Origin of the sequence: Cupriavidus numazuensis, from assembly GCF_905397435.1 — a bacterium.
In the GTDB taxonomy this organism is placed as follows: domain Bacteria; phylum Pseudomonadota; class Gammaproteobacteria; order Burkholderiales; family Burkholderiaceae; genus Cupriavidus; species Cupriavidus numazuensis.
In genome coordinates this window covers 123,997-135,053 of sequence record NZ_CAJPVI010000020.1, presented here as the reverse complement: position 1 = coordinate 135,053, position 11,057 = coordinate 123,997, and the positions used below count along the sequence as shown (strand labels likewise).

General features: G+C 66.0%; 11 protein-coding genes. 5 read left to right on the top strand and 6 right to left on the bottom strand.

The annotated features are described in order from the left end of the window. Positions 1 to 357: 357 nt before the first annotated feature. Both KHO41_RS17675 and KHO41_RS17670 read right to left on the bottom strand, forming a co-directional pair. Complete coding sequence (locus tag KHO41_RS17675; protein ID WP_211954571.1) at positions 358 to 1,326, bottom strand: tripartite tricarboxylate transporter substrate binding protein BugE; 969 nt, start codon at positions 1,324 to 1,326, stop codon at positions 358 to 360. Between the two features lie 111 nt (positions 1,327 to 1,437). Next, complete coding sequence (locus KHO41_RS17670) at positions 1,438 to 2,118, bottom strand: chalcone isomerase family protein (RefSeq protein WP_211954570.1); 681 nt, start codon at positions 2,116 to 2,118, stop codon at positions 1,438 to 1,440. Positions 2,119 to 2,234: 116 nt separating this feature from the next. Here KHO41_RS17670 and KHO41_RS17665 point away from each other — a divergent pair, with 116 nt between their 5' ends. Further along, complete coding sequence (locus KHO41_RS17665) at positions 2,235 to 3,128, top strand: AEC family transporter (protein WP_211954569.1); 894 nt, start codon at positions 2,235 to 2,237, stop codon at positions 3,126 to 3,128. Here KHO41_RS17665 and queG read toward each other — a convergent pair. Continuing rightward, positions 3,121 to 4,302 carry a tRNA epoxyqueuosine(34) reductase QueG gene (gene queG, locus KHO41_RS17660; protein ID WP_211954568.1) on the bottom strand — a complete coding sequence of 394 codons (1,182 nt, stop codon included), beginning with the start codon at positions 4,300 to 4,302 and terminating at the stop codon, positions 3,121 to 3,123. The two genes, KHO41_RS17665 and queG, sit on opposite strands and share 8 nt — an antisense overlap. A gap of 16 nt (positions 4,303 to 4,318) precedes the next feature. Between queG and tsaE the strand changes: the two genes are divergently transcribed. After that, positions 4,319 to 4,840 (top strand): tRNA (adenosine(37)-N6)-threonylcarbamoyltransferase complex ATPase subunit type 1 TsaE, encoded by a 522-nt coding sequence (tsaE, locus tag KHO41_RS17655; protein WP_211954567.1) that lies wholly within the window; start codon positions 4,319 to 4,321, stop codon positions 4,838 to 4,840. Further along, complete coding sequence (locus KHO41_RS17650) at positions 4,834 to 6,333, top strand: N-acetylmuramoyl-L-alanine amidase (protein ID WP_211954566.1); 1,500 nt, start codon at positions 4,834 to 4,836, stop codon at positions 6,331 to 6,333. The genes tsaE and KHO41_RS17650 overlap by 7 nt, the downstream gene beginning before the upstream one ends. A gap of 66 nt (positions 6,334 to 6,399) precedes the next feature. On the opposite strand, the gene KHO41_RS17645 is transcribed toward KHO41_RS17650, so the two are convergent. Then, positions 6,400 to 7,425 carry a bile acid:sodium symporter family protein gene (locus tag KHO41_RS17645; protein ID WP_211954565.1) on the bottom strand — a complete coding sequence of 342 codons (1,026 nt, stop codon included), beginning with the start codon at positions 7,423 to 7,425 and terminating at the stop codon, positions 6,400 to 6,402. A gap of 91 nt (positions 7,426 to 7,516) precedes the next feature. On the opposite strand from KHO41_RS17645, the gene KHO41_RS17640 reads away from it, so the two are divergent. Further along, positions 7,517 to 8,431 carry a LysR family transcriptional regulator gene (locus KHO41_RS17640; protein WP_211954564.1) on the top strand — a complete coding sequence of 305 codons (915 nt, stop codon included), beginning with the start codon at positions 7,517 to 7,519 and terminating at the stop codon, positions 8,429 to 8,431. A gap of 15 nt (positions 8,432 to 8,446) precedes the next feature. Here KHO41_RS17640 and KHO41_RS17635 read toward each other — a convergent pair whose 3' ends face one another. After that, positions 8,447 to 9,232, bottom strand: coding sequence for a class I SAM-dependent methyltransferase (locus KHO41_RS17635; protein WP_211954563.1), 786 nt, complete (start codon positions 9,230 to 9,232; stop codon positions 8,447 to 8,449). 137 nt (positions 9,233 to 9,369) lie between these two features. Between KHO41_RS17635 and KHO41_RS17630 the strand changes: the two genes are divergently transcribed. Next, complete coding sequence (locus KHO41_RS17630) at positions 9,370 to 10,212, top strand: MmyB family transcriptional regulator (RefSeq protein WP_244873875.1); 843 nt, start codon at positions 9,370 to 9,372, stop codon at positions 10,210 to 10,212. A gap of 27 nt (positions 10,213 to 10,239) precedes the next feature. Here the strand turns inward: KHO41_RS17630 and KHO41_RS17625 are convergent, their stop codons facing one another. Then, entirely contained in the window at positions 10,240 to 10,998 is a 759-nt protein-coding gene (locus KHO41_RS17625; protein WP_211954562.1) for a 3-hydroxyacyl-CoA dehydrogenase, read from the bottom strand. Positions 10,999 to 11,057 lie beyond the last annotated feature (59 nt).

The window sequence follows — 11,057 nt, the reverse complement described above, 5'->3', positions numbered from 1 at the left end:
TTCCTCCATCCACGTGGTTGCAGACACTTCCACTTTGGCACATCGATGCCGTTTTGCGATGGAGGGCCCGCCTACTCGCTCACGTTCCCCAGATCTACAACTGAATTGCCGCTGCCTTCTGCTTAGTGGGCCGGGGCGCGTTCATTCCATCTTTTTGTCGCTCGGACAAAAAGTGACTCGCCGGCTGCGCCGGCGAAACAGCGGCGCGGGCCAAGAACGATACCCCAATCCCAACCACAAAACCCCCGCCGGCTACGCCAAGCAAAAACAGCGGCGCCAGCCATGCACGACACACCCCTCGCCAGCCAGCCAAAGAAAAAGCCGCCCGCAGGCGGCCCACACAAACCAAACCGACTCTTATTGCTCCAACTTGATGTTCTGCACCTTCACCAAATTCTTCATCTTGTCGAACTCCTTCTTGATCTCCGCCGCATGCTGCGCCGGCGTGTTACCCGAAGGTTCGGCGCCTGCAGCGCGCAGACGCTCCTGGAAGCCCTTGTCCTGCAGTGCCTTCACTGCGGCTTCGTTCAGCTTCTTGATCACATCATCAGGCGTGCCGGCAGGCGCCACCAGCCCATACCACGCCGGATCGTTAGGTTCCTTCAGCCCCATCTCGCCAAACGTCGGCACGTCCGGCAGCGAATCGAGCCGCTTGTTCCACGCCACTACGATCGGACGCAGCTTGCCAGCCTTGATGTACGGCATCGACGAGGGCAGGTTGTCCACCATGATCGGCACCTGGCCAGCCAGCACGTCGTTCAGCGCCGGGCCCGCGCCACGGTAGGGGATATGCACCATGAAGGTCTTGGTCGAGACCTTGAACTGCTCGCCCAGCATATGGCCGAACGCGCAGGTACCCGACGTGGCGAACGAATACTTGCCCGGGTTGGCCTTCAGCACGGCCAGGAATTCCTGGTAGTTCTTGGCCGGGAAGTTCGGGTTCACCGCGATCACGTTGGCCACGTTGGCCAGGTTCGTCACGGGCTTGAAGTCCTTGATCGGGTCGTACGACAGCTTCGGGTTGCACGCCGGGTTCACGGCCATGGTCGAGACCGTCGAGATGCCGATCGTGTAGCCGTCGGGCGCGGCCTTGGCGATGGCGTCGGCGCCGATCGAGCCGCCGCCACCGGCGCGGTTTTCCACGACGACCGGCTGGCCGAGGATGCGGCTCATCTGGTCGGCAGCGCCGCGGCCGACGATGTCGGTGGTGCCGCCAGGCGCAAACGGAATGATCAGGCGGATGGGCTTGCTCGGAAAGCTCTGCGCTTGCGCAATGGAGGCCGCGGTGGCCAGGGCGAGGGTCAGGGCAATTTTGCCAGCTTGCATGAGATCAGGTCTCCCGTCAGGAAAGTCCGGGCGGGGGTGATGCCCGGAAGAAAACGCCGCTGCCCTGCCGCAGGTGGCGGCAAGGCAGCGGCAACATCTGGCCTGGCGGGCTCAGCCGCCCAGCAGGCCGCGCTTGACGTCCCGGTCCACGGGATGTTCGCCAAGGAAGACGCGCAGCACGGCCTGGTAGAAGTCGTCGCCGGGAATCGGGCGGCCGCGCGGGGTGCCGTTGATGGCAACCACGGTGCCGGCGTCCGGCGAAAAGTCGAAGTTGATCACGTCGCCCTTGCGGGCCGTCCCGACCTGATCAATGGTGTGTTCGAACTGGACCATCCGCGCGGACAGCATCTGCATCTGCAGTTCGCTGTGGTTTTCACGCATGCCTTTCTGGATGGCTCGTGAAAGTGCAGTGGGTTCCACTTCGCGCAGCATGCGAAGCTGTAGCCGCTTGGTACCCGGCGTGCCAAGTACCACGGTGGCGTTGCGGCCCTTTTCTGGCAGGTAGAGCGCCGCCACATAACCCTTGAGCAGCAGTCCCGAACGCAGCGCGGTGCCGTTGAGCTGCAGTACCTTGCCCGATACGCGGGCCGCATCGTCAAAGCGCAGACCCTCGATTTCGGTCGCGCCAGCACTCGGCGCCAGCACGCCAAGCGCCACGCCCGCGGCGAGCGTGACAAGCAGACGGCGCGGGGTCTGGCGGGAGGAAAGCGGGCGGGGGGCGCTCAGCGGGCCCGGCGATGGCGGATTGCGGCGGTGCAGCATAGGGGTCAGGCATACAACTTGGTATGCCATGCTGGCCCATTTCTGGAAAAATACCTATCCGGATCTGCCCTAGTCTGCACATTCCGTCTCTTTTTCCCCGCAGTGCCCGGCCGCCCGGTCGCGACAATAACGACAACATTCACGAGATGTCTTCCGCCCTCCTGCTGGTACCCGATTTCAGCCTGATCCTGATCGGCTGGTTGCTGGTCCGTTATTCACCGTTCGATCGTGCCTTCTGGGGTGGCGTGGAGCGCCTGGTTTATTTCGTGCTGTTTCCCGCGCTGCTGCTGCAGTCGACCAACAGCGCGGTGTTCGATTTTTCCTCGACCTCGGCCATGCTCGGGCTCGCGCTCACTGTGATGGCGTTCGGCATGGTGGGCGGCTACGCCGTCAAATGGGTGCTGCGCCCCGATGCCGTGGACTTTGCCTCGGGCCTGCAGACGGCGTTCCGTTTCAATTCGTATATCGGGCTGGCGTTGGCCTCGCGCCTCGGTGGCAGCGAAGGGCTCGCGCTGATGGCGGTGATCGTGGGCTGCACGGTGCCGCTGTGCAATGTGGCCGCGGTCTGGGCACTGGCGCGCCACGGCGATACGCGGCTGTGGAAAGAACTCGCGCGCAATCCGCTGATCCTCGCTACCGCCGGCGGGCTGTTGACCAACCTGATGGGGCTGCACGCGCCCGAGGTGCTGGCGATGACGCTGAACCGGCTGGGCTCGGCATCGACGGCGCTCGGCCTGATGACGGTGGGCGCAGGGCTGCAGATGAGCGGCGCGACCGGCACAGTCGGCCCGGTCGCGTGGTGGACCGGCATCAAGCTGCTGGCCATGCCGTGCCTCGCCTGGCTGGCGGGCCGCATGTTGCCGCTGACGGAGCTGCAGTACCAGATCGTTGTGCTGTACGCCTCGCTGCCTACGGCATCGAGCGCCTATATCCTCGCCGTGCGGATGGGCGGCAACGGGCCCATGGTGGCCGCGACGATCTCGGTGATGACGGTCGCGGCGATCGTGACCACGCCGATCTGGCTCGCGCTGGTCAGCTGACGGCCCGACCCTGCGCGAGCGCCCAGTCGATGTGCTCGCGCACGAGCGGCGTGGCATCGGCAAGACGGCCTTCCAGCGCTGTGCGAATGCGCTCGGCCAGTTCGCGGTCTTGCAGGCGCTGACCCGAAGCCGCGGCGCGAAGGCCGTTGCCGAGTCCCACCGCAAGGTTGCGCAGCCAGCGCTCATGGCCGATACGGCGGATCGGGCTGCCTTCCAGACGCTGGTTGAACTCGGCCTCGGTCCACAGGAACAGGTCGACCATGTCGGCCGCGTCGAAGCCGTTGCGCACATCGAAGTCGGGCAGCGTGGCCCGGTGCGCGAACTTGTTCCACGGGCAGGCGAGCTGGCAGTCGTCACAGCCGTACACGCGGTTGCCCATCGGTGCGCGAAATTGCTCGGGGATCGGGCCCTTGTGCTCGATGGTCAGGTAAGAAATACAACGGCGCGCATCGAGCGTGTAGGGCGCGAGGATCGCGCGCGTCGGGCAGATGTCGATGCAGCGGTGGCAATTGCCGCAGTGCGACGCTTCGGGCGGATCGGCCGGCAATGGAATATCGACCAGGATCTCGCCAAGGAAGAACATCGAGCCGCCGTCGCGGTCCAGCAGCAGCGTGTGCTTGCCGCGCCAGCCGAGGCCGCCCTGGCTGGCCAGCGCGACTTCCATCACCGGCGCGGAATCGGTGAAAACGCGATAGCCGAACGGGCCGATGGCGCTCTCTATACGGCTCGCGAGCTGCTGGAGCCGGTTGCGCAGCACCTTGTGGTAGTCGCGGCCGCGCGCATAGAGTGAAAGCACGGCAGTCGAGGGATCGTCGAGTCTCGCCAGTTCGTGCCGGCGCCAGTCTGGCGTGGCCGTGGCCGGCAGATACGGCATGCGCGCGACGATGGCGCGTACCGTTCCGGGCACGAGTTCCGCGGGACGGGCGCGCCGAGGACCATGGTTCGCCATATAATCCATGTCGCCGTGGTAACCCTGAGCCAGCCATGCCATCAGCCCTGGCTCGGCATGGCTGAGATCGACGTCGGCGATCCGCACCGAGGCAAAACCGAGTTCGGCGCCCCAGTCCCGGATCGATTGCACGAGCGCCTCCAGGCCGTCTGTGCCGGCTGCATCGGCAGCGGCTGCAGGCAGTGGAACGGGGGCGCCTGGCGCTTCGGATGCTCGCTCTGTCATCCCTGAATTGTACGCAATGCCCCTGCTAGAAGAACGTTCCCTGACGCTGCCTGACGAAGCCGCTACCGCGCGCTTCGGTGCCGCGCTCGCCGGCGTGGTGCGCGAGTTGCCGCCCGCGACCGTGCATGTGCAGCTCTCCGGCGACCTGGGCGCGGGCAAAACCACGCTGTCGCGCGCGATCCTGCGCGCGTTGGGCCATGCCGGAAAAGTCCGCAGCCCGACCTACACGCTGTGCGAGCCCTACGACGTCGCGCGCGCCGACGGTTCGCCGCTCACCGTCTACCACTTCGACCTGTACCGGTTTGCCGATCCCGAAGAGTGGATCGATGCCGGTTTCCGTGACTGTTTTGCCGAACCGGCGTTCAATCTCGTCGAGTGGCCCGAGAAGGCCGGTCGCCTGCTCGGGGAACCGGATCTGCACGTGTTGCTCCAATCGGACATGGCTGTTGCCGATGTATCCGATATGGCAGCCGAGCGGCGGATCGCGACGCTGCGCGCCTATACTCCCATTGGAATTACCTTGCTGAACGCATGCTGATCAAGCGACTCGCCACCGACCGCCCCGATGGACCCGACGGACTGCTGCAGGCTCGCCGCAAATGGATGGCGCAGTGCCTGAAGTTCAGCGCCGGCACGGCCGTACTGACGCTGGCGGGGCCGCAGCTTGTCTTTGGCGCCGGCATTGTCGCGGTACGCGTCTGGCCCGCCGAGGACTACACCCGCGTCACGATTGAATCCGACACGCCGCTGGTCGCCGTGCACCAGATGGTGCGCGATCCGGACCGGCTGGTGGTGGATATCGACGGCCTCGATCTGTCGCCCACGCTGCGCGAACTGGTGGCCAAGATCACGCCGAACGACCCGTATATCCAGACCGTGCGCGTCGGCCAGAACCGCCCGCGCGTGGTCCGCATGGTGTTCGACCTGAAGGAAAATGTCGCGCCGCAGGTGTTCACGCTCGCGCCGATCGGCAGCTACAAGAACCGCCTGGTGTTCGACCTGTACCCGGTCAATCCGCCGGATCCGCTGTGGAAGCTGGTGCGCGACACCGAGGAAAAGCAACGGCGCTTCGCCACCAGCGCACCACCGACCGGTGCCGATGGCGTGGCCGGTGCGCCCGCCGGCGCCGAGGAAGATGCCATCGGTGCGCTGGTGCGCAAGTTTGATGAAAAGGGCGATGTGCCGGCCACCACGGCACCGCCGCCCGCTGTTGCGGCGGTCAAGCCGCCGAAGCCATCGGCGCCCGTCGTACCCAAGCCGAATGCGCCGGTCGTGCCGCCCGTCGCGCAGAACGATCCAACCGCAGAGCGTCCGTTCAAGATGCGCCGCCTGCTGACGGTGGCGATCGATCCCGGCCATGGCGGCGAAGACCCTGGCGCCATCGGCGCGTCGGGCTCGCGCGAGAAGGACGTGGTGCTGCAGATCGCGCATCGGCTGCGCGCCAAGATCGATGCGCAGCCCAATATGCGCGCCATGATGACGCGCGACGCCGATTTCTTCGTACCGCTGAACGTGCGCGTGCAGAAGGCCCGTCGCGTGCAAGCGGACCTGTTCGTGTCGATCCACGCCGATGCGTTCCTGTCGCCGGAAGCGAAGGGCGCCTCGGTGTTCGCGCTGTCCGAGCGCGGGGCCTCGAGCACGGCTGCGCGCTGGCTCGCCAACAAGGAAAACTCGTCTGACCTGATCGGCGGCGCCAACCTCAACAAGGACGCCCAGGTCGCGCGCGTGCTGCTGGACCTGTCCACCACGGCGCAGATCAATGACAGCCTGCAAGTCGGCAAGGCGGTGCTGCAGGAAATCGGCGGCATCAACCGCCTGCACAAGGGCAGCGTGGAACAGGCCGGGTTTGCGGTGCTGAAGGCGCCGGATATTCCGTCGATCCTCGTCGAGACGGCGTTCATCAGCAATCCCGAGGAAGAGCGCAAGCTCAATGACGATTCGCACCAGGAGCAGCTTGCGAATGCGATCCTGCGCGGGATTCGCAGCTACTTTGCGAAGAATCCGCCGTTGGCGAAGAATCCGTCGGTGTGACGGGGCGCGGTGCGGAAAACAAAAACGGGGGATACGTCCCCCGTTTTTTCATGCGTGCTTGGGATATCAGGCCCGCGCCGCAGCCCGATCTTCCACCAGCGCATCCCGATTCGCATACCGCGCCGCAATCACCGAGCACACGATCAGCTGCAACTGGTGATAGACCATCAGCGGCAGCACCAGCAGCCCGAGCGCGGGATGGCCGGCGAACAGGATGTTGGCCATCGGAATGCCGTTGGCCAGGCTCTTCTTGGAGCCGCAGAAGACCGCGGTGATTTCGTCTTCGACGCTGAAGCCGAGCCGGCGCGCGACGAAGGTGGTCGTGCCGAGCACGACGAACAGCAGCACGGCAGCGAGCGCCATCACCGCGGCAATGGTCTGCCACTGGTAGTGGTGCCACAGGCCTTCGGCGGTCGCGTCGCAGAACGACGAGTAGACGATCAGCACGATCACGCCACGGTCGATCTTGTTGGTGATGTGCTTCTTCTTTGCCAGCCAGCTTCCGACCAGCGGGCGCAGCAACTGGCCCAGTGCGAACGGCAGCAGCAGTTGCAGCGCGACGCCCATCAGTGCCTTGCCGAGCGGCATGGAAGCACCGCTCGCGCTGATGACCAGCCCCATCAGCAGCGGCGTGACGGCCATGCCGATCAGGCCCGAGATGGTCGCGTTGAAGATGGCGCCCGGCACGTTGCCGCGTGCCATCGACGTCATGGCGACCGAAGATGACACGGTTGACGGCAGCGCGCACAGGTAGAACACGCCAAGCAGCAGGTCCGCCGGCAGCGTGTTGCGCAGCGACAGCATCAGCAGCAGGCCGACTGCCGGGAACACGACATACGTGAAGACCTGCACGAATACATGCAGGCGCCAGTGCCTGGCACCGGACACGAGCTTGTCGCGCGACAACGCCGCGCCATGCAGGAAAAACACGAGCGCCACGCCGAGGCTGGTGATGGTGCCGAGATGCAGCGGACCGCGGCTGCTGCCGAACTCCGGCGCGAGCAGCGCGATGCCGATGGCGGTCAGCATGATCAGGACGAAGCCGTCGATCAGGTCGTAGAGTTTCTTGAGCTTGGTGAACATACTGGACATTGCCGGACGTCTAAGGGTTTAGCCTAGTATTGGACGCCACCCGGGTCTAGAATGCAAATTCATTTATTGCATTCATTTATCTCATCGTTGCATGAATTACACACTCCGTCAGTTGCGGGTGTTCCTGGCAGTCGCGGAAACAGGTGGTTTCAGCCGCGCAGCGGATGCCGTTGGCCTGACCCAATCCGCTATCAGCCGCGGCGTGGCAGAGCTGGAAGAGTCGCTTGGTGTGCGGCTGTTGGACCGGACCACGCGCGAAGTGGTACTGACCCATGCCGGCCAGGCGCTTGCGCCGGCACTCGAACGTCTTCTGGGGCAGCTGGACGATACGCTCGAAGACACGCGTCAGCTCGGTGAACACTATCGCGGTCGCGTAGTGATAGCAGGTGCCCCGACGATCTCGGCAAGACTGATGCCGATGTACGTGGCCGCGTGCGCAGCGCAGTATCCCGAGATCCGCCTGACCATTCGCGACAACGTGCAGGCCGATGGCATCGAGCAGGTGCGCGCTGGCGGCGTGGATTTTGGCGTACTGATCGACCCGCTCGTGCACGACGGGCTGACCATTGAGCCGCTGGTGACGGATCCGTTCTGCTTCGTGTGCCGGCGCGACCATCCGCTTGCGCAGGAGAAAACGGTCCCATGGTCCGCTCTCGACGGCATGCGGCTGGTGCTGCTGGACTTCGCTTCGGGCAGCCGGCCGCTGATCGATCGTGTTTTCGGGCGCCACGGCATCGTGCCGCGCGTGGTGCAGGAGCTGGGCCATTCGGCCAGCGTGTTCGGCATGGTGGAGGCGGGTATCGGCGCGTCGGTATTGCCAAGTTACTCGCTGCCGCTGCCGGCGGCGTCGCCGCTGGTATGGCGGCCGCTGGTGCCGCGCGAGGAGCGGCGCATCGTCATGGTCCGGCGCGAAGACCGCTCGCTGTCGCCTGCCGCCGAGGCGGTATGGGCGCTGGTCCGCAATCTCACCATCAAGGCGGCCACGCGGGAGCCGGTGGCCGCCTGATCGATCAGCGCTACCTTAGCGCGCCCTGGCCGTGATCATGACCGCTTCCAGATCGAAGCTGCCATCGGGCTGCACGTGATAGTGCTCGCGGACTTCGGCCGGGGCGAGCTGCCACAGATGGCGGATGGCCTCGACCGCGACCGGCGCCGTGCGCATGCGCTTGACCCAGCTCTCGAACTCGATGGCGATGCGCCAGACCGGGGAGACACCGATCTCGTCGGCCGCGAAGCCCGCGGCTTCGAACATCGCGCGCCATGCAGGGCCCGTGTAGTCGCGCACATGCGAAGGATCGCGCAGCAGTTCGACTGACTGGAGCCATGTGTCGCGCAGCGGATCCTCGGCGCCCGCGATGTCGATCAGCACGACCTTGCCGCCCGGCTTGAGCACACGGCGCATCTCGCGCAGCGCGGCCGGCACGTTGCGCCAGTGGTGGGCGCTCATGCGCGACACGACGGCGCAGAAGGTGCCGTCCGCGAACGGCAGGCTTTCCGCCGCGCCCTGCCGTGTGACGATATTGGCGAGCCCGCGCTCGCGGGCAGCGCCTGCCACGACATCGAGCATTTCCTGCGAAAGGTCATAGGCGGTGACCGTGCCGGCAACACCTGCAGCAGCGAAGCTCGCATGCCCCGCGCCGCAGCCGAGATCCAGCACGGTGCTCGACGCGCGCTTGTCCGCCGGGATCAGGTCCACCAGTTCCTGTTTGAGCTGTTCCAGATCCGCCCCCTGTGCGTGGACGGCGCTGGTGAGATAGGCGCTGGCGGTGGCGCCGAACTGGGCGGCGACGAGTTCCTGTTGTTGCATGGCTGCTCCTGAACCGGCTTCATGCCGGTCTTCTGATGGATCGGGGAGTTGCCCGCAGAGCGGGTTCGAGCTACTGTAGGCCGACTGTTTTCCCGGTACAAGTTACCGTTTTATCCTGGTATAAGACGCACCAGCCTATGGTCCAGTTTGCCTCCGATACAGACCCAATTGTCCAGCCCGATTCTCTGTCCGATGCGGGCGCCGCCGCGCCGGTCACGCGCGAAGCGGTGCTCGGCGCTTTCCTGCGCGCCCACCGCGAGCGGCTGGCGCCGGCGGACGTAGGGCTGCCGCCGGGGCGCCGCCGGCGTACGCCGGGCTTGCGCCGCGAGGAAGTGGCCCAGCTTGCGGGACTGAGCGCCACGTGGGTGACGTGGCTGGAGCAGGGAAGGCCGGTCGCGTTGTCGGCACGGGCGCTCGCGAGCCTGGCCGCCGCGCTGCGCCTGTCGCGCGCCGAGCGTGCCTATCTGTTCGAACTGGCCGGGCGGCGCGACCCGCAGCAGGCCGGCAGCGAAGCGGTTCCGGCAGCGGTGATGGCGAGCGTCCATGCCATCCGGGGCCCGGCCTACCTGCTGGATCGTCAGTGGAACGCACTGACGTGGAACGCGGCGGCTGCAGAGTTGTTTATCGGCTGGCTCGACGGGGACAGTCAGGAGCGGAACCTGCTGCGCGCAATGTTCGTGTCGGCACCGCTGCAGGCATTGGTCGAGGACTGGCCGCACCGGGCCGGGCGCCTCGTGGCGGAATTCCGCGCGCACAGCATCCGCCATGCGGACGACGCGCCAATGCGTGCGCTGATCGAAGGATTGATGGCAGAGAGCCCCGCCTTTCGCGCGGCCTGGCTGTCGCAGGACGTGGAAGACCGGGAAGGCGGGCGCCGCGGCTTCCACCATCCGGCGCTCGGCGCGCTGCAGTTCGAGCAGCTTACGCTGTGGCCGGCGGCGGCGCCGGGTTTGATGCTGGTGATGTTGCTGCCGGCGTGAAGCGGCGGCAGCAGGCAAAGCGGTCCCTTACTTGGGCTGCATCCGGATCGCGCCGTCGAGGCGGATCACTTCGCCGTTGAGCATGGTATTGCCGATGATGGCCTTGGCCAGCTTGGCGTATTCCGCCGGGCGGCCCAAGCGCGGGGGAAACGGCACCATCCTGCCGAGGGCCTCCTGCACTTCCTGCGGCATGCCGAGCAGCATCGGCGTTTCGAACAGGCCCGGGGCGATCGTCACGCAGCGCACGCCGTCACGAGACAGGTCGCGCGCGATGGCCAGCGTCATGCCGACTACGCCGCCCTTGGACGCGGCATAAGCCGCCTGGCCGATCTGGCCGTCGAACGCTGCCACCGACGCGGTGTTGATGATCACGCCGCGCTCGCCTTCGGCGTCGGGCGTGTTCTGCACCATCGCCGCGGCGGCCAGGCGAATCATGTTGAAGGTGCCGATCAGGTTGACGCGGATGGTCTTGTCGAACGCGTCGAGCGGATGCGGGCCGTTTTTGCCCACGGTCTTGTTGGCTGTGGCGATGCCGGCGCAATTGACCAGCCCCGACACGCGGCCGAGCGCCTGCGCGGCGGCCACTGCCGCCTGGCCGTCGGCTTCCGACGAGACATCGCACTTGACGAAGGTCCCGCCCAACTCCTGCGCGAGCGCGGTGCCCGCAGCCTCGTTCAGGTCGGCGATGACGACCTTGCCGCCGGCCTCGGCCAGCATGCGCGCGGTGCCTTCGCCCAGGCCCGACGCGCCGCCCGTGACGATGAAAACATTGTCCTGAATGTCCATTTGCTGTCTCCTCGGTGATCAGTCGCGGTGGCGACTGCCGTTTACGTAAACGTCAACTC

Excerpts from the sequence above, each read along its gene's own strand:
- KHO41_RS17675 (WP_211954571.1), bottom strand. The coding sequence starts at position 1,326 with ATGCAAGCTGGCAAAATTGCCCTGACCCTCGCCCTGGCCACCGCGGCC.
- KHO41_RS17670 (WP_211954570.1), bottom strand. The coding sequence starts at position 2,118 with ATGGCATACCAAGTTGTATGCCTGACCCCTATGCTGCACCGCCGCAAT.
- KHO41_RS17665 (WP_211954569.1), top strand. The coding sequence starts at position 2,235 with ATGTCTTCCGCCCTCCTGCTGGTACCCGATTTCAGCCTGATCCTGATC.
- queG (WP_211954568.1), bottom strand. The coding sequence starts at position 4,302 with ATGACAGAGCGAGCATCCGAAGCGCCAGGCGCCCCCGTTCCACTGCCT.
- tsaE (WP_211954567.1), top strand. The coding sequence starts at position 4,319 with ATGCCCCTGCTAGAAGAACGTTCCCTGACGCTGCCTGACGAAGCCGCT.
- KHO41_RS17650 (WP_211954566.1), top strand. The coding sequence starts at position 4,834 with ATGCTGATCAAGCGACTCGCCACCGACCGCCCCGATGGACCCGACGGA.
- KHO41_RS17645 (WP_211954565.1), bottom strand. The coding sequence starts at position 7,425 with ATGTCCAGTATGTTCACCAAGCTCAAGAAACTCTACGACCTGATCGAC.
- KHO41_RS17640 (WP_211954564.1), top strand. The coding sequence starts at position 7,517 with ATGAATTACACACTCCGTCAGTTGCGGGTGTTCCTGGCAGTCGCGGAA.
- KHO41_RS17635 (WP_211954563.1), bottom strand. The coding sequence starts at position 9,232 with ATGCAACAACAGGAACTCGTCGCCGCCCAGTTCGGCGCCACCGCCAGC.
- KHO41_RS17630 (WP_244873875.1), top strand. The coding sequence starts at position 9,370 with ATGGTCCAGTTTGCCTCCGATACAGACCCAATTGTCCAGCCCGATTCT.
- KHO41_RS17625 (WP_211954562.1), bottom strand. The coding sequence starts at position 10,998 with ATGGACATTCAGGACAATGTTTTCATCGTCACGGGCGGCGCGTCGGGC.